Annotated in this window: 11 protein-coding genes; 6 read left to right on the top strand and 5 right to left on the bottom strand. The window is 44.4% G+C overall.

Annotated elements, in window-relative coordinates; translation table 11 throughout:
- Positions 1 to 12: 12 nt before the first annotated feature.
- From PBAL39_RS08920 to PBAL39_RS08930, 3 genes are read right to left on the bottom strand one after another with little or no spacing between them, the layout of a single operon-like run.
- Positions 13 to 1,245, bottom strand: coding sequence for a DUF5000 domain-containing lipoprotein (locus PBAL39_RS08920; protein ID WP_008240526.1), 1,233 nt, complete (start codon positions 1,243 to 1,245; stop codon positions 13 to 15).
- A gap of 37 nt (positions 1,246 to 1,282) precedes the next feature.
- The gene (locus PBAL39_RS08925) at positions 1,283 to 3,205 is read right to left on the bottom strand and encodes a RagB/SusD family nutrient uptake outer membrane protein (protein ID WP_008240527.1); all 1,923 of its coding nucleotides are present in this window, start codon (positions 3,203 to 3,205) and stop codon (positions 1,283 to 1,285) included.
- A gap of 4 nt (positions 3,206 to 3,209) precedes the next feature.
- The gene (locus PBAL39_RS08930) at positions 3,210 to 6,476 is read right to left on the bottom strand and encodes a TonB-dependent receptor (protein WP_050784334.1); all 3,267 of its coding nucleotides are present in this window, start codon (positions 6,474 to 6,476) and stop codon (positions 3,210 to 3,212) included.
- Positions 6,477 to 6,725: 249 nt separating this feature from the next.
- Here PBAL39_RS08930 and PBAL39_RS08935 point away from each other — a divergent pair, with 249 nt between their 5' ends.
- On the top strand, positions 6,726 to 7,640 hold the full coding sequence (locus tag PBAL39_RS08935; protein WP_232282921.1) for an AraC family transcriptional regulator: 915 nt from the start codon (positions 6,726 to 6,728) through the stop codon (positions 7,638 to 7,640).
- 14 nt (positions 7,641 to 7,654) lie between these two features.
- On the opposite strand, the gene PBAL39_RS08940 is transcribed toward PBAL39_RS08935, so the two are convergent.
- Both PBAL39_RS08940 and PBAL39_RS08945 read right to left on the bottom strand, forming a co-directional pair.
- Positions 7,655 to 8,089 (bottom strand): response regulator, encoded by a 435-nt coding sequence (locus tag PBAL39_RS08940; RefSeq protein ID WP_008240532.1) that lies wholly within the window; start codon positions 8,087 to 8,089, stop codon positions 7,655 to 7,657.
- Between the two features lie 175 nt (positions 8,090 to 8,264).
- Positions 8,265 to 8,462, bottom strand: coding sequence for a hypothetical protein (locus tag PBAL39_RS08945; RefSeq protein WP_008240533.1), 198 nt, complete (start codon positions 8,460 to 8,462; stop codon positions 8,265 to 8,267).
- Between the two features lie 741 nt (positions 8,463 to 9,203).
- Between PBAL39_RS08945 and PBAL39_RS24595 the strand changes: the two genes are divergently transcribed.
- From PBAL39_RS24595 to PBAL39_RS08970, 5 genes are all read left to right on the top strand, one after another.
- Complete coding sequence (locus PBAL39_RS24595) at positions 9,204 to 11,174, top strand: ATP-binding protein (RefSeq protein WP_008240534.1); 1,971 nt, start codon at positions 9,204 to 9,206, stop codon at positions 11,172 to 11,174.
- Positions 11,175 to 11,552: 378 nt separating this feature from the next.
- On the top strand, positions 11,553 to 12,956 hold the full coding sequence (locus tag PBAL39_RS08955) for an MASE3 domain-containing protein (protein ID WP_008240536.1): 1,404 nt from the start codon (positions 11,553 to 11,555) through the stop codon (positions 12,954 to 12,956).
- A gap of 183 nt (positions 12,957 to 13,139) precedes the next feature.
- Entirely contained in the window at positions 13,140 to 16,376 is a 3,237-nt protein-coding gene (locus PBAL39_RS08960; protein WP_008240537.1) for a TonB-dependent receptor, read from the top strand.
- Positions 16,377 to 16,406: 30 nt separating this feature from the next.
- Positions 16,407 to 18,221 (top strand): RagB/SusD family nutrient uptake outer membrane protein, encoded by a 1,815-nt coding sequence (locus tag PBAL39_RS08965; RefSeq protein WP_008240538.1) that lies wholly within the window; start codon positions 16,407 to 16,409, stop codon positions 18,219 to 18,221.
- Between the two features lie 7 nt (positions 18,222 to 18,228).
- Positions 18,229 to 19,065, top strand: coding sequence for an endonuclease/exonuclease/phosphatase family protein (locus PBAL39_RS08970; RefSeq protein WP_008240539.1), 837 nt, complete (start codon positions 18,229 to 18,231; stop codon positions 19,063 to 19,065).
- Positions 19,066 to 19,106 lie beyond the last annotated feature (41 nt).

Raw genomic sequence — 19,106 nt, forward strand, 5'->3', positions numbered from 1 at the left:
TAAATGAAATGATTACCTGTTATCTCCGTAAAAAGCCATCTCCATTGCATGTGCGAAAGTTCCGCTCGACCAGGTGGTCGTTACACAGAGGCGTACGTAGCGCACTTTAGGACTTGCCAGAGGCACATTGAAGCTCACACCTGCCTTTACAAAGTCGTTGTCGGCAGTCGTATGCGCTACAGGCTTGGCACCGGACGGCGGAGGCGGATAATTATAATTCCCCAGGTTAACCCAGTCGCCAATTACCGTACCTTCAGGGGCATATTGCGGCAGCTGTGCATCACGTGGTGCTGCCAGATCAGATCCCCACAATGAAAATACCTTTGGATTTCCGTGTCCATAAGCATACCGGTCGCCACCATCAGGCCTCGCCCAAAGGACAAACCTGCTCAGCTTGGCACTGACGCCTAATCCGAAAGTAGCCACCATTGGCTGCTTACCTCCCGGGTCCGTATGCCATCCATTAGAAGAGCCGTCTGTTCTTCCATCCCATAAATATGGGAGGTCCCACCCGTAAGCTATGGTACCATCTGTTGGCAACCTATAGGCCGAAAACCTATTCCGGTCCAGCAGCGTTTCAAAAAATGGAGTAACGGTCTGGTAGGTAGTATCGGAAATGTTTCCGAAGCTGTCCATGACATAATAACCAAATTTCTTTGCCACAGGTGAATAACCTCTCAGCGAATAGTTAATGGTGTCTCGCTCTGTATAATATTGATCAATGACTTCGGAGTTATTCGTTTCGTCAACCTCCAGGAGGATGATACCTACATTTTTTTTGTCCGCATTAAGACCACTGATCTTCAGCCCTCCGAAATCAGATTCCAACGATACCGTTGGTTTCACCAATAAATACGGAGGTGTATCTGGATTCACCTCAACTACCACAGGGTCAGACTTCACGTTTGCGCGACTCACTGCATAGAGGGTAACATCATAAGGCTGGGCTTTGGCAAAACCATCCACAGAGATGGTATCCGAGTAATAACTCGATTTCGTCTGCCGGGTTACGGTGCCATTGATTTTATACTCTGCCAGTACGTACAACAGGTTTGGCGAGTTGGGCAGCGTATAGGTGATATTGGCGCCACCATTCAGGTTTTCCACCTTTATGTTACTCACTGTTCCAGGCTTGGTCATGTCTTGTGAGGCAGGATCGTTGTAATTATCGACTTTCTCACAGGCACTGAAAACCATCAGTATACTGATCATCAGCAACAGGAATTTTGTATAGCTGTTTTTCATTTTTATCGTATTAAATGTCTCTGAACAATTCATGATCTTACCAGTAAGGATTTTGTACCAGGTTAGGATTTACGACCAGGTCATAGCTCTTAATTGGCCACAGGTAATCTTTCTGACCAAACACAGGAATAAATTTCGTAACGGGGCGGTAGTAATTTACCGGCTCACTATCATAGATGCTCCATCCCTGTACCGGGGCAGCAAGCACACTCTGCAATTCTTTCCAGCGGCGCAGGTCCCATCCGGCCTGACCTTCAAAGCAAAGCTCAATACGTCTTTCCTGATGGATGATCTGTCTCATTCCTTCTTTAGATTGATATTTAGAGGGATTTCTGGCATGCGCATTCCAGGATGCCTGTACACCTTGCAAACCTGCGCGGGTGCGTACCCTGTCGATGTAGGTAAAAACCTCCGCAGTAGGTCCGCTTACCTCATTCTGCGCTTCCGCATAAAGGAGATAGAGGCCTGCTAGCCTGATGAGTGGCAGGCGGAAGGGCGTAGTCTGGAAGCCGTCATCATATACAGACTGGTAGCTGACCAGTTTTTTAGGCCAGTAGCCGGTAATGTTTAGCCTGATGTTATCGCTGGGTCCCGCAAGCCCGGTTCCCCTTGCCTGCACATAGTACAGCGGGTTCGCCTGATCGGCAATATTTGTACGCCCGTTACCAAACCAGATGCCCCCATCAAAAGCCAGGCTTCCATAAAACCTGGACTCTCTTGCAAAGTGCCCTTTTATCGTCTGATAGCCTTCCTGAATAAAAAATCGGCTTGCAGCATCTCCGGTTTTCAGGGTATTGCGTCCTGCATAATCCCAATCCTTATCTTCATTGATGGGCAGGCCATTCACCGTGTAAAACAATTCCTGTGTCGCTATGGGTGCGGAGAAAGTCGAGGGATTAGAGAAGGCATTGACGACAGAATTAGCGGTCATCCTTGGTGTTGCAAAGCCCTGATAGCTGAATTCCGGGTTAGAAGCCCAGATGATCTCAGGGTTCAACTCCCATTTTTCAGTGACCGAGTTCCATACATCCATCACCCTTTTTAGAGAATCCGGAAGGATGGCAACTGTGGCGGGCGCAGAAAAAGTATATAACCGCAGCCCTTGCTCTTCAGCAGCCGTTATTGCGGCTTTTGCGGCATCGGCAGCCTTTTGCCATTTCTGAGGATCAGCCGCAGCTGGAAAAAGGCTCTGTCCGTCTTTATCCCGGAAGCTGGCATAGTCCGGATTTCCATTGAACAGCGGACTGGCGGCAGTGGCCAGCACATCGGCTTTCACAGATAACGCAATCACGCTGGTTACCCTACCGAGCTGTGTAGTGAGGCTTGTAATCGCCGCCGGGAGATCAGGAATGGCTTCATCCAGCAGTGAAACGATATAACCTACCGTCTCATCTACCGGTGCTCTTTTCACCCTGATTTCTTCTGTTGATGCAGAAATTGACTGATTGGTCCTGATCAATGGAATCGGGCCGTACATCTTAAACAGTACATAATGATAATAAGCTTTCAGAAACTTAGTTTCTGCGATCCAGCGTTTCTTCTCTGCTTCTGTCAAGTCTACCGGCTGATCAATATTCTCCAGCATGATGTTACAGATGCGGATGGACCGGAACAAACTATAGCTGCCCTCAGAGCCATCCCATGCATTTAAACCGGGATTACCGACGGTTTGAGTTCCTCTCAGCAAGTTGAAGCCTGTTCTATTAAAGTTAAGGTAGTTGTCCAGATCGTTGGCATACACCAGCTCCGCAGAGGTGGTGAACCCCGGATTGGAGGCCACATCGTTCATACGCTGCAGGTAGGCATAACAGGAATAAAGGTAGTTCTCCGCCTCATTTCGGTTTCTGAAGGCATATTCCAGTGTCCCCAGGTTATCGGGGGTGGTGTCCAGGTATTTTTTACAGGATACACTGGAAAAGGCCAGTATCGCTATGCAGATATATTTAAAGTATGATTTCATGGGATTATAGATTTACATTTAGGCCAACATTAAACACCTTTTGTATCGGGTAAGCAAAGCCATTTCCGCCTTGCTCAGGATCCCACATTTTGAAGGGGCTCCAGGTCAGCAGGTTTAAACCGTTGAAGTAAATTCTGCAGGAGTTAAGCTTTAGCGTTTTGGAAACGGATGGAGGCAATGTATACCCTATTTCTACAGATTTCAGACGCAACAGGCGACCATTCCGCATCCACCAGGTACTCGTCTGCGCATTGTTCTCCAAATGCTGGGCAGTGACAGATAAACGCGGATACAAAGCATATAAATCCTGATTTTCAGGCGACCAATGGTTGTCGGCAAAGTCTTTCATCAGCTGTGTATTTCCATAGATGTACTGCTCATCACTTGGGACAAAAGGACTGACCTTTACCGGGTTGATGAAGAAAGTCATGCGACCCTGTCCGGTAAAAAATGCAGAAAGGTCGAAGTTTTTAAAGGAAGAGCTGAATCCGAAGCCATATACCAGTTCCGGCGACTGTGGGAATCCGATGTAAGCTTTATCAGCTTCATCAATTCTACCATCGCCATTCAGGTCACGGTATTTAATATCTCCACCTCTTGGGATCACGCCACCATTAGAAAAAATTTGTGTGGGCGAGTTGGCGACTTCTTTATCATCAACAAAAAGACGTTCAGCGATGTAACCGAAATTACGGCTGATGGCTTGTCCCGTAGTATAACGGTAAGACTCTGCCCATTGTGGCTCCTCGAAGTTCAGGTATTTGTTCTTAGCGAAGGTCATGTTGGAGCGTACGGCAAATGAAAAATCATTGATATTCATTTTGTAGTCCAGTGAAAAATCAATACCTCTTGAACGCGCTACACCGATGTTGGCTCCAATATCAGGAACACCCGTGCGCGGATCTATTGCCTCCAACCCCATTGAGGTAGGTACATTTTTCCGCTGCATAAAGATATCATAGCGATAATTGTTGTAAGCCTCAGCAATGATGCTCATGTTTTTGAACAAGGTCATCTCCAGGGCGAGGTTGGTCTGCCTTGAGGTTTCCCAGGTAATGTTCGGGTTCTCATAGCTGTTGATGAATACCCCAGGTCGTTCTGAACCGTAGTTAAAACCAAACTGCGCATAGTTTCCCCCACCGTTCAGGTTCACGTCCGACTGGTAGAAGAAACGTTGTGAGCCGATGGCATCGTTACCTACAGTACCGTAGCTACCTCTCAGTTTCAAGCGATTGATGACACTGGTTAGTGGCTCGAAGAACTTCTCATTGGAGACGATCCATCCCCCGCCGATGGTCGGGAAGAACCCAAAGCGATGATCTGCAGAGAAACGCTCAGAACCATTGTATCCGAAGTTGGCTTCCACAAAATAACGGTCCATGAAAGAGTAGGTCAGACGGCCTGCCAATCCCAAATTCCGGTACGGCAGCGAATACTGTAAGGTTTTGGTATTGGTTTTAGGATCCTTAGCATTACTGTATAGTGTCTGCTGACCCGTACCGATCAGGGTACTGCTAACGGTGTGTTTTCCAAAAGTCCTGTTATAGTTTACCGAGGCCTGACCATAAAGAAAGGTGCTGATGTTAGGTTCCCCGGCATTGTAGGTCAGGTATTCCTGGGCGATATTTGGCGCGCCATTCTGTACGGAGGAGTTCAGCCAGTTCAGGGTGTAGCTGTTCGCCTGCCTGTCATAAGCGCCTACTTCATAGTAAAACGGCGAATAGGCCATTTGAGAGTCGAAGTAAGAATACCTGTTGGTACTGAATATGGATTTGAACGAAAGACCTTCTGTCAGGAAGTCCAGCTTTTGGTTGACCTCAAATTGTGCGGACATGCGGGATTCTGAAGAGTTTTTATGTCCCCTCAGTAAGGCAGCATAAGGGTTGTTGAAGCGGATAGAATTGGTTCCACCTTCACCCACCTCATTTCCGAAGAGGATGTGTTGTACACCCTGGTTTGCGGCATCAATCGGGAAGTATGCCGGGAAGGCTACCGGACTGGTGTGTACCGCCACATTGTATAAGTCAGTAGAGAACCCTCCATCTGTCGCAAGCGGACCTGTATATTCACTGAAGGTTCCCGACAAACGTACGATCAGTTCTGTTGTTTTGGTAACATCGATATTGACGTTTGAGCGCAGCTGATAATTACGGAACTTAACATTGCTGCTGTTGTTATTGCGCAGGTCCTGGTTCAGGACACCATTGTCCAGGTTATAGGAACCCGCCACATAATAACGTGCCACACCGCCACCACCACTGAGCCCAAGGTTAGCCCTGTGTGTCGTAGTCCTCTTTTTGAAAAGCAGGTCCAGCCAGTCGACCGCCGGATAGACATATTCATTATAGTTGGCCCCCCTGTTTACGGTATTTTGTGTATTGATAATTTCATTTTGAGTAAACTTAGGCTCCAAGCCGCGACCAAGGCTGGCCTCATTGAACAGCTTCATATAAGTAATCGGGTCAGCAAGCTGCAAGGTCTGAGTAGATTGAGAAGCAGAGTTTTCCAAACGGAAGTTGATCTTTGCCTTTCCTTCTTTACCCTCTTTAGTACTTACCAGGATGACCCCATTTGCTCCCCTTGCGCCATATAAGGCTGTGGCACTGGCATCTTTAAGAATAGAAAAACTCTCAATGTCGTCCACCTGAAGGCGGGCAAGATCGGAAGAAGTAAGCTCTACGTTATCAATGAGGATGAGCGGGTCCTGTTTATATCCGAAGGTAGTGACCCCACGGATGAAAAACTGTGAGTTGTCCTGCCCTGGCTGACCACTTCGCTGATAGCCGATCACACCGGCGATCTGACCGGAAAGGGCGTTGGTGAGGTTACTGGATGGGATTTTCAGGTTTCCCACCTTGACGGTAGTTACCGATCCCACCAGTGCTTCTTTCCGTTGTTTTTGTCCGAGTGCAGTAATCACAACCTCATCCGCCTGGATGTTGTTTTCCAGGAGCTTCACATTGATCACATTGGAAGCACCTACAGTGATTCTTTGTTCTTTGTAGCCGACGAAGGAGAACCTGATGATGGTGCCCGGCTCTACATCAAGCACATATTTACCATTGTTGTCCGTCTGTGTACCTACATTGGCTTTGTTCACAACAGCCACCACGACACCTGGCAGTCCGAGGCCTAATGTATCTGTCACTGTACCGGTAATGGTTTTTTTGCCCGGAGTCTGGGCGTAAAGATCACTATTGCACACGGTGAAAAACAACAATAACACCAGACAACAAGGATTTTTACAAATTCTTTGTAGCATTTTGTTCATACTCTGTTAGTTTATTTGGTTAGACCGGCAGCTGCTGGATTAAGAAATGACGTTGCAGTTTTTTATTCTCCCCCTGTGATATTGCCGGCTTGAAAACAAAACTATCACTAATTCACAGTCGGTTAAATAGCACATTCCTTTAAACACATGGATAATTCGCTTATATTTACTTTAATTATTCGAAATCGGGGTACAAGGTTATATTTGGGTTTCACCACATTACTAAGCGATTGACCAAAAATGAACGAGATGAAACGACGGGATGGGTTTGAAGGAGAGAAATACATTGCGATACCAGAATTGGCTTTAAGAAAAGTCACGCGTGGTAATTCACTGATGCAGCAGTTGTATGTCACCTATATCGGCTACTTTCCTAAGGCCACCTACCACTACCGCGAGCGTCTCAAAGGCTGCAAGGACAACATCCTGATTTACTGCATCCGGGGCAGAGGTTGGTTCAAAATTAACAACCAGCATTTCGACATCGGCCCCAATGAATACATTATGGTTCCCAGCACTAAAGTGCACATGAAATACGGCGCAGATGAGACTGATCCATGGACCATCTACTGGGTACATTTTAGCGGTAAGGATATGGAGGCGTTTAATAAAGATTTTGGCATTGATCTCTACCAGGGCGCAAAAGAAATCATGTTCAATGAAAAAGGACTGGAGCTCTGGGAAGCGATGTACAATAATCTGGCATTAGGATACAGCGAAGACAACCTGACCAATACAAACCTTTGTCTCTATCATTTCCTTGCGACCTTCCTCTACCCTGAAAAACACACCAACGTGAAAATTCAGGATGAGAAAAACATGATCAAGGATATCATCCTTTATATGCAGGATAACATCAATGAAAAACTGACCATTGAACAGCTCGCCAAAAGGATTGACTTCTCCACGTCCCACTTCTCGAGCCTGTTTAAAAAGGCGACGGGTATGTCCCCGTTGGACTACTTCATTCACCTGAAGATGCAGAAAGCATGCATCATGTTATATACCACAGAGGTAAAAGTCAAAGATATCGCCATTGGTCTGGGTTATGATGATCCATTCCATTTCTCCAGAATTTTCAAGAAAAATATGAATGTATCTCCTAACCAGTACCGGATACTAAGAAGAAATAAAGGAGAGGACGAGATCTCTGAAGAAGAATGAGATTAGCTTGTGATCTAGTGCTGTACCGATTCCAATTCCGGCACCCTGTTCTCTACAGCCTTCAGGCAGGATTGTACCGTAGCAATAAGGTTGGTCATCTCAAAAGGCTTGGACACAAACGCGTCTGAGCTATAGGTTCCCAGAGAAACGATGACTTTATCATATGCTGAGAGCAACACCACAGGAATATGACTTGTTTTTTCGCCTCTTTTCAGCTGTCCGCATAAGTCGCCGCCATTGATGCCCGGTAGCATGTAGTCCATCAGGACAAGATCAGGCTGCAGCTCCAATGCCAGCTGTTCCAGGTCATCGGTATATTCCAAAGTGCAAACCTGAAAATCGTAAGTAATCAATACATCGGTCAGCATATCGCGAAGGTCTTCATTGTCTTCTATCACCAGGATCTTTTTCCCGGCTGGTGCTCCTTTGTAAGTGTAAGGCATTTCCATTGTTACTGTTATATTATTCCACGCTTGTAACACTAATGATGCCAAAGGGCGAATTTCCGAGGTCCATGATCAACTTTGTTACCTAAAGTAAAGAGCTATATTAACAGCAACTTGCTCTCAAATCTTATCAATCAAAAAAAGCACATTAACCTATAAATTTGAAGTGTTTAGACCTTTAAGTGGTATCATCTCCATCAAATAACTTTATTTGTTTTAGAATAGCTTCAATCGAAATATCATCTAAATCTACATTTTTAAGAATTTTCACGACGCAATCGATGTCCTTCTTCTCAACAGCCTTATCAAATTTGTTTAGTGTTCCACTCATGTATAACCTTTCATTTATTGTCGTTCCCCTATTTTTTTTATTCATAAAGTATTAGTGTTGGGTTAGAAATTAAATAACAAACTGCCCTGTATCAATAAAAGGGCATAAATTCAGGATTTACCTATCCACTTATAATGGAGTAATTTATGCTAAAATAGTTTTTTAAGTAATGATGTCAGAGTATTATAGAAATTTCGAATTTAATAGGAAGCACAAAATTACTGGTGCCCGACATAGCAAATATCGCCAAGCAGCGATATGCCATAGCTCACATTTTAAACGAAAATATAATATCACATACCACATATTGATATCTTTTTTCGTATCACCCAAACTCCATGAAAATCAAAATTTGATCATACCAACTATAAATCAGATATTTAGACCAGACAACAAACCAAACAAAACTATTGAGAATAAAAAAATAGTAAATTATATTAATTTTTAATTACAAAAACTTTTCATGACGATCATTTCCATTATCATAAAAATGTCATAGCGCACTCCGTAAAGGAATGAATATTCGAGTTTAGATTGGTTATAATTTGTTGGCATCCGACTTGCATTTAAGAATTATCCTATAAAAAACATAAATATTTAATGGTTCCATCTATAAGAAAAACTTTTTCGCGATATATATTGATTGTATTCCTGGTATTTGCCTTGTTTTCCAGTGCTTTTTACTTATATCTACATTATAGAAGCACTCAAAATGTACGATCAAGTGTCGCGCAACTATTGCTTTCACGAGAAAGTGCCGCGATTATAGATAGTTGTATCATCAGCATGTACAGTGCAGACAACCATAGCCGCCTTTTCGCACTAACCTCAGACACAACATATTACAACAAGTACAACAGAGATGTCCACTTGGTTGATAACCTATTGAAGAAATTAAATAGCGGCAGTTACAAACAAGGCATTAGTTCTACCGGCAAAGTTAACCACTTGATGAAGGAAAAGTCTAAAAAGCTGGATGACTACATCAATTTAAAGCATTTGTCAGACAGCCTATTAGTGGTAGCGAGAAAGCTAATTGTAGTAAAAAGCAAGCAAACTGCAATACCACAGGAAGTGCCCGTTATTGAGCGGACCGTTAACCGCATACAGATAGACACACTGAAAACCATTAATACGCCGGTTAAAAAGCGAAAGTTTTTTGGGCGCATATTTGACGCCTTCTCATCAAAAAAGACGGAACAGGTCATGCAGAAATCGCTTGCACAGCGAAAAACTGCTCCTGTAGTTACCCAACGGACAGAATCCAGGGTTTACCGCATGGTGGTAGAAGAAAACCAGTCGAAAAACCGAAAAAACTACCAGCAACTTTTTACTATAAATGATCAACTCAGGGCATCGGAACAGGAGATTCTTTTCATCAATAATCACCTGATCAAACAAATCATTCAAAGTCTCCAGAAATATAAATCCGAGGAACAGCAGCACATCAATTCCGGCAAGACCGAACTCGACAATGGTCTTCAGGAAGTTGACTTCAGGTACAAAAGGCTTTCGGGACTGATATTTTTCCTTCTGTCAGGCTTGGTATGTATCATTCTTTATAACATCTGGAAGATTTACAGATATCAGAAGAACCTGGTCTATCATAGTGCGTTTGCGGAACATAATGCAGCTTCAAAAACTTCATTTCTGGCAGGTATGAGCCATGAAATCAGGACTCCTCTAAACTCGGTTATTGGATTCTCAGAACAACTTGGCCAGAGTAAGCTAGATGATACCCAGCGCGAACAACTGGATGCAATTACCAATTCCTCGAAAATACTGCTTGATATTGTAAATCAGGTCCTCGATTTTTCCAAATTTGAAACAGGGAAGATGGTTTTTGAACGGGCGCCATTTATACCGCAGGACATTCTTGAAGAGGTATTTAGCACTTTAAGTATACAGGCGGTCAACAAAGGCATCAGCATCGCTAAATCTTTTGACATTAGCCCCGAGCTTTCCGTAAAAGGCGATGCATTACGCTTAAAGCAGGTATTGATCAATTTATTGGGAAATGCCATTAAATTCACTAAAGAGGGGGAAGTTACGATAAAAGCGACGGTGTCATCGGACAAAAAGGACCAGATTAGATTGATTGTATGGGTTAAGGATACTGGGGTAGGGATCTCCAAAGAAAATGTCAATATGATCTTCGGTGAATTCAGCCAGGTGGCTTCAGCACAGAAGGACGCCTCTCAAAAAGGAACAGGCCTTGGTTTAGCGATCTCCAAGAAAATTATCGAGCAACAAGGGGGGTATATCCGCGTAACGAGTGAAGAGGGAAAAGGTTCCGTATTCAAATTTAGCTTACCTATGGAAATTAATCACGTAAAAGAGCTTACAAAACCTTCCGGAATCAGGGTTCAGAATCCCATAAGAATCGAAGATAAACGTTTACTGATCGCAGAAGATAACAAGCTGAATATCCTCTTACTGAGCACTATCTTAAAAAAATGGAATTTAAACTTCGACACCGCCGAAAATGGCGTGGAAGCATTAGAGCTCTTCAACCAGACAGACTATGATGTGATTTTAACAGACATTGAAATGCCTGAAATGGGAGGACTGGAACTAACTGACATCATACGTTCTTCTGACGACGCCCTAAAAGCCGCCATCCCTATTATTGCACTTACTGCCAATGTTTTTAAAGAAGACCACGAGCGCTATCTAGCGGCGGGGTTAGATGGTGTGATACTTAAGCCATTTTCTGAGCAGAGCCTTTTGAAGGGAATTACGGATGTACTGGAATAGTTAAAAGCATCAACTCAACTCCCATTATGCCCATAACTCATTTAACAAGACAAACGAGCAATTTATGAATACTACACTGCCTTTAATTTAACAAAACCCCTGATTCTAAAATTAAGCTTTACAAACAATCATAAGCCGATTGAATTACTTTAGAAAAAAAAGCTAAATACTTTGCGTTTTATCATTGATATATCCGGCATCTTTTCAAGATCACCTCAAATGATTCCATTTCTAAAATAATGTTTAAGTTTACGTGGATATTTAAAGGATTTGTAATTGATCGCTAAAATCACCTCTTTTCTCAAGAACAACTACCGGACAGTCATCACACTGTGCGTTCTGGCATTTATATTTTCAATTAGTGTCAGAACGAGTTATATGTTGTTTCATACAGTTATTGAACTGAGCTGTATCGTAGTGGCGTTCGCCGTATTCATTGTGACCTGGAATTCCAGAAAAATGATTGACAACAACTACCTGTCCATCGCTGGCATCGCCTATCTTTTTATTGGCATCCTGGACCTGCTCCATAGCATCACCTTCAAGGGGATGAGCTTCATACCAGGCCCCGGGCACTATGCCAACCAGTTCTGGATCGCAACCAGGTTTATGGAAGCATTTACTATGATCCTGGGATTTTGGTTCCTGAGAAAAAGAACAAAGCTCAATTTTGACGCATCTATCTTGATCTATGCCTTTTTCACGACACTGGTCATTCTTTCCATATTACATTGGCAGGTCTTTCCAAGGTGTTACATCGACGGCGTCGGACAAACACAGTTCAAGATCTATACCGAATACCTGATCATTGCAATGTTTGCTTTTTCTATCTATAACCTGTACAGAGTTCGGGCAAAGTTCAACAAGACCATATTTCAACTGCTTACGGTATCCCTGGTACTGTCCATCTGCAGTGAGTTCTGCTTTACTTTATATGTGAGCAACTACAGCACCAGCAACGAGATCGGCCATTACTTCAAGCTGGCATCTTATTTTATGCTATATAAGGCAGTTGTAGAAACTGGGTTTTCCAATCCCGCAGGCATCTTGTTCAAAAACCTTAAGGATGATGAAGAGCGATATCGTCTGCAGGATGCTTCAAAAGACAAGTTTTTTGCCATCATCGCCCACGATCTAAAAAACCCTTTCACCGCGCTGATGACCTTCAGTGAGCTGATCTATAAAAATGCGGATAAACTGGGTACGGCCAAGATCGAAAACCTGGCGCTGCGGATGAACCAGGCATCCAAGCAATCCTTCAACCTGTTGGAAAGTTTGCTGGGCTGGGCACGTCTGCAGTCGGGTGTACTCAAGCCAAATCCTACCGCCATCCCTGCCCCGGTACTCATCAATGAGACGGTGCAGCTGCTGAACGCATTGGCGGAAGCCAAGGACATCACCATTGAGCTTGAAGCGGATGAAAATCACATCATCTACTCCGACAGAGAAATGAGTCAGACTGTAATCAGAAATCTCCTGACCAACGCCATTAAGTTTAGCCATCCCTCCAGCAAAATTACCGTGAGCACCAGGAAGACCAATGACCTGATTCAATTTGAAATTATTGATGCAGGTATCGGGATAGAAAAAGAAAACATTCCCCGCTTGTTGAGTCTGGATGATAAATTTACTGTTCTCGGAACCAGGGACGAAAAGGGCTCCGGACTGGGGCTGATCCTATGTAAGGAATTCATTGAAATCAATGGAGGAGAAATTTGGCTGGAAAGTGAATATGGCCAGGGAACGACCTTTTACTTCACGCTGCCTATCAGCAAAAATTAACCGATCCAACCGCAACTATCCTTACCCACACCAAGATCAACGGAGCATTACCATTATATAAATAAATTGTAAAAACTGAGCGCCAATGCCTCTAAAGCCACATTAACTGTTAACAAAAAGTTAGTTTTTAGACATTCCTGACGTAACATGGCAGCTATACTTTTGCGCCAAATTCAGGAATATATGAAAATCAAAACAACTACAAGACTCATTAAACACTTAATGCTCGTAGCGTTTTTATTCCTTTTTGTCGGCGCGAAGGCACAGTCGCAGACCATAAAAGGAACAGTAAACGATAACGAGAATCAACCATTACCGGGTGTGAACGTGGTGCTTAAAGGCACTAAAGTTCATGCCGTTACTGATGTAAACGGAAAGTTTACGCTAGAGGGTGCCGACGAAAAATCTTCCCTCGTGTTTTCCTATATGGGGTTCATCACCCAGGAAATCGCTCCTGGCAATAAAACTACAATAACAGTAAAAATGCAGGCAGATGCCACTACACTGAATGAAACGGTAGTAGTGGGTTATGGTGTGCAGAAAAAAGCCAACCTTACCGGTGCGGTGGATCAGATCAGAAGCGAGGCGCTGCAAAACCGCCCGATTCCCAACCTGACCCAAGGACTTCAAGGTGCATTACCCAACCTGAACATCAAGATGATGGACGGCAAGCCGACACAGTCGCCCAAGTTCAACATCAGGGGTACTACTTCAATTGGCCAGGGTGGAAATGCCTTAGTCCTGATCGACGGTTTTGAAGGCGACCCAAGTCTACTGAACCCTAATGATGTGGAATCCGTTTCGATTCTTAAAGATGCCGCATCAGCAGCCATCTATGGTGCACGTGGTGTTTTTGGTGTAGTACTGATCACCACCAAAAAAGGAGAAAAAGGAAGAACTAACGTCACTTTTTCTACCAATTACTCCATCAAAAATCCATTGCAGACTCCTGATTATGTAACTGATGGTTACACCTGGGCAAAGATGTTTTCCGAGGCCTTTGTGAACGGTGACGGAGCCTTCCCACAGAATGCAAATAAAACACAAAAGTTCTCTCAGGCTTACCTTGATGAGTTCAAGAGAAGAGTGGAATCCGGACAACCTTACAATGAGGTAGAAATCAATCCTACTACTGGTGAGTACACGTATTACGGAAGCACTGACTGGTATGACCTGCTGTATAAAGACCATACTGTAGCAGCAGAAAATAACCTGTCTGTTAGTGGTAGTACAGATAAAGCGACCTTCCTTGTTTCCGCACGTACCTTGAGCCAGGATGGTATGTTCAGGTATAACTCTGATGACTACGGCATGAAAAACCTTCGTGCCAGAGGATCCATTCAGGTTACCCCATGGCTGAGCATTGATAACAATGCGGATTTTTCCGTAATGAAATACCACAATCCAATCAACGTTGGTGAAGGTGGCGGTATCTGGAGAAATATTGCCGATGAAGGCAAGCCGACAGTACCGATGCTGAATCCAGACGGGTCACTTACCTTCACCGGTGCTTATACGGTTGGAGATTTTTACTATGGCAAAAATGGTATCGATACGAAAAGAGAAGTTTTCAGGAACATTACCAGCTTAAGGTCTAATTTCTTTGATAATAAGTTCCGCGTAAATGCTGACTTCACCTTCAGGAATACCAATAACGACATCGAGCAGAAACGTGTCCAGGTACCTTACAGCACGGGCGTAGGTCAGAAGGCATACGTTGGTACAAGTACAAATGACCTGAGCTTTGATCAGCAGAAAACGCAATACATCGCTACAAACATCTATGCGGAGTTCGAGAATACTTTCAATGAGAAGCATTACCTGAAGTTCATGGCTGGTTACAACTATGAGCAATCTACCTACAACAGGGTGGCAGTACAACGTAATGGTCTCATCTTTGAAGATGCTACGGACCTTAACCTGGCATTGGGACAAGCCATCACAACTGGTGGTGGGTATGACCAATGGGCTATCCTTGGTGGATTCTCCCGTTTAAACTACTCGTTTGCAGACAGGTACCTATTAGAAGTAAACGCACGTTATGACGGATCTTCCAAATTCCCTTCTGATCAGCGTTATGGTTTCTTCCCTTCTGTTTCTGCGGGATGGAGGATCAATCAGGAGCCATTCTGGAAAGTCTCTCCTAACCTGATCTCGGACCTGAAACTGAGGGCCTCGTATGGTTCCTTAGGAAATGGAAACATCGACTCCTATGCTTATCAGGAACTCTTTAAAATTCAGCAGTCAAATTTGATCCTGAACGGATCAAGACCGCAAACGACCTCACAGCCGGACGTGCTTCCTAATGGAATTACCTGGGAGACTTCTACCACTACCAATATTGGTTTAGACATGGGCATGCTGGCCAACAGACTGACGTTTACTGCAGATGCCTACATCCGCGACACGAAGGACATGTTTACTGTCGGACTTACTGCACCTGCGACTTTCGGAAATACAGTACCTAAGGGTAACTATGCCGATTTACGTACCAAAGGATGGGAAGTTACCGTAGCATGGAATGACCTGATCGGCAGCTCCAGCAAACCATTCAAATATAACGTCCGCCTTTCATTAGCAGACAATACCTCAAAGATTACCAGATACAACAATCCGGATAAACTGCTGAGCGATTATTATGTAGGACAAAAGATCGGCGAGATCTGGGGTTATGAGACAGAAGGATTCTTCATTGACCAGGCAGACATCGATTCACACGCCAAACAAAGTCCGCAGATGAGGGCTTCTCCTACCAACATCTGGTATCCTGGTGATATCAAACTGAAGGACCGTAATGGTGACGGCTTTATCAATGTTGGCGACAATTCAGTGAACAATCCTGGCGACAGAAGGATCATCGGTAACTCCGCTGCGAGGTATCTTTACAGCATCAACCTCGGTGCCGACTGGAACAACTTTTTCTTCTCGACATTTTTCCAGGGTGTGGGCAAACAGCAATGGTATCCAAGCACAGAAACAGAGATGTTCTGGGGTCAATACAACAGACCTTACAACAACATCCCTACTTTCCACGTCGGAAACATGTGGACGCCGGACAATACAGATGCTTATTTCCCAAGAACGATGTCGCGTGCGGCATCCAGCAATACCAATAGAGAGCTGGGGGTAGCGCAAACCAGGTACCTGCAGAATGTTGCTTATTTAAGAATGAAAAACCTGCAAGTAGGATATAACATCCCTGCCAGGTTGCTTTCTAAAATCGGTGCACGCAGCGCCAAAGTATTCTTCTCGGGAGAAAACCTGTTCACTTATTCTCCACTGTACAAAGTGGTGAAGACAATAGATGTGGAAAATGCGGTGCCATCAGATCAGGATCTCAATAAAGATTCGAAAAATGGAGACGGGTACAACTACCCAATGCTTAAAAGTTACTCTTTGGGTCTGACTATCGGATTTTAACCTATTCATTTATTACATATATCAACAATCATGAAAAAACAATATTTGTGGATCTTATTAGGCTGTTTAGGTTTCGTTGCCTGCAAAAAGCTGGATCAGGAACCGGTGTCCACCGCAACTGGAAATGCAGTCTTTGGTACTGAAAGTGGCTTAAAACTATATACCAACTCTTTCTATGGCATGGACTTTATGCCGAAACACTCCACTACTAAGGATGCGTTTTCCGACTACCTGGCGGTAAGAAGCGTAGATGACTTCCTCAGACCGGGGGCCTATACCCCGACAGCAGATCAGGGACCTGTAAACGGTTGGGTATGGAAAGATTTGAGAAACATCAACTACTTCATCGCCAACTGTAATGATCCAAGGGTTCCTGCAGAGGTAAGAAACAACTATCTCGGTATCGCAAGATATTTCAGGGCATATTTCTATATGGAAAAGGTGAAAAGGTTTGGTAGAGTGCCATGGATCGGGAAACCGTTGAATGTGGACGATCCTGCGTTATATGGCGCGCGTGACACACGTGCACTGGTGATGGATTCGGTCCTTGCAGACCTTAACTTTGCCTGTGCCAACATCAGTGCGACCAATGATCCTAGTCGCACGCTGGTGACCAAATATGTCGCCTATGCATTGAAATCAAGGATATGTCTTTTTGAAGGTACCTTCAGAAAATACCATACTGAACTCAACCTGCAGTCGACCGCCAATACCTGGCTGAACGATGCCATCTCTGCATCAAAAGAAATCATGGACAAAGGCGGTTACTCCATCAGCACTAATGGTGGTGCGGGAAACTCCTACCGTCAGCTGTTCATCAGTACGGCCCCGGTGGCTACCGAGGTATTGCAGCTGACTGCCGCCGACCTGACATTAAATGTGTTACATGATGCCAACTGGTGGTGGACTAGCGGAACCTACGGACAAAAGGCAAGTTTCACAAGAACCTTCATCAACACTTATCTGAACCTGGATGGAACACCATTTACCAATAACCCTGGCTACAGAACCATCTTATTCAAGGATGAAGTTAAAAACAGGGACCTGCGTTTAAAGCAAACCATCCGTTCGGGTGACTACAAGAGAACAAGTGCTGGTGCACAGGTTCCGGCCCCTCCATTATTCTCCTACACCTTTACGGGTTATCAGCCCATCAAATGGACGCTGGACGACATGTATTATGATGCGGGTTCATTAAATAACAACTCGATTCCATTATACCGCTACGCTGAGGTGTTGTTAAACTATGCGGAAGCCAGAGCGGAGCTGGGACTTCTGACGGATGCAGACTGGGCATCAACTGTAGGTACGTTGAGGGCCAGAGCAGGCATCACGGGTGGTCTAACATCAAAACCGACAGTAGCAGATCCTTATCTGGTGACCAACTATTTCCCTGGCATCTCTGATCCATCCATCCTGGAGATCAGAAGAGAACGTGGCATTGAGCTGAGTTTAGAAGGCCTGCGCTTCAGTGACATCCTGAGATGGAAAAGAGGTGAACTGATGAACCTGGAGTGGAACGGTTTTTACGTACCGCAGCTGAATACGCCAATGAACCTTAATGAAGACGGCGTTCTTGATGTCGCCTTTTACCAAGGCACAAAACCGACTCCAGAGGTTGCGGGTGTAACTTATGTGAATGTATCTGCTACTGTTAGTAACGCTGTGAATTCGCAATTGCTGAAAAATGGCACTTCGGGAGAATTGACCTGGATGAAAGAAATTGCGAGAACCTGGAGCGACAAAATGTATTACTACCCAATCCCTCAGCCTGACCTGATCAGGAATCCTGCATTGAAGCAGAACCCAGGATGGGGTGGTGATGAGATACCTGTAAATAACTAATCGATCTATGAAATTGAAACTACTGCTGTTTTCAGCATTCACATTAATGACCTGCCTGGGATTACAGGCACAGTCGCTCACCATAGGCACTTTTAACCTGCGCTATGACACGAAAAGTGATACAGGCAACCTTTGGGTAGACCGCGCCCCTATTGCAGCTAACCTGATCCGTTTTCATGGCTTTGATGTGTTGGGCGTACAGGAAGGGTTGATTAATCAGATCAATGACCTAAGCAAAGCTCTGCCTGAATATGAAAGAGCTGGTGTAGGTCGCGATGATGGGAAGGAAGCGGGGGAACACTCTGCAATTTACTACCGCAGCGACCGTTTTAAGCTACTGAAAAAGGGGGATTTCTGGTTATCTGAAACTCCTGACAAACCGGGTAAAGGCTGGGATGTGACCTGTTGCAACCGAATCTGCAGCTGGGTGTACCTGCAGGATATGTCTACCAAAAAATCATTTTATGTGTTTAACGCTCATTTTGATCACCAAGCGGTTATTGCACGTCAGGAAAGCGCAAAGCTGATCCTGAGAAAGATCAATGAGATTGCAGGGAACAGCCCCGCATTGTTTATGGGCGACCTGAACGGCTCGAGGACCAGTGAATGGTACCTTGCACTTGCCAATTCCGGATTAATCAAGGATGTGCATTCTGCAGTGAAGTATCCTTATGAGAACAATGGATCGTCAAATGGTTTTAAAATACCTAAAGGAATGGGTGTGATTGATCATATCTTTATGTCGAAACAGTTTACGGCACAGAAGTGGGGCATCCTGACGGATACCTATTTCGGAAAATATCCTTCTGATCACTTTCCAGTGCTTGCAGTGGTAGCGCTATAATAGAGTCTAAATAATAGAAAACCTGCGGTGTTTAAATGCCG

The organism is Pedobacter sp. BAL39, from assembly GCF_000170795.1.
GTDB lineage: Bacteria > Bacteroidota > Bacteroidia > Sphingobacteriales > Sphingobacteriaceae > Pedobacter.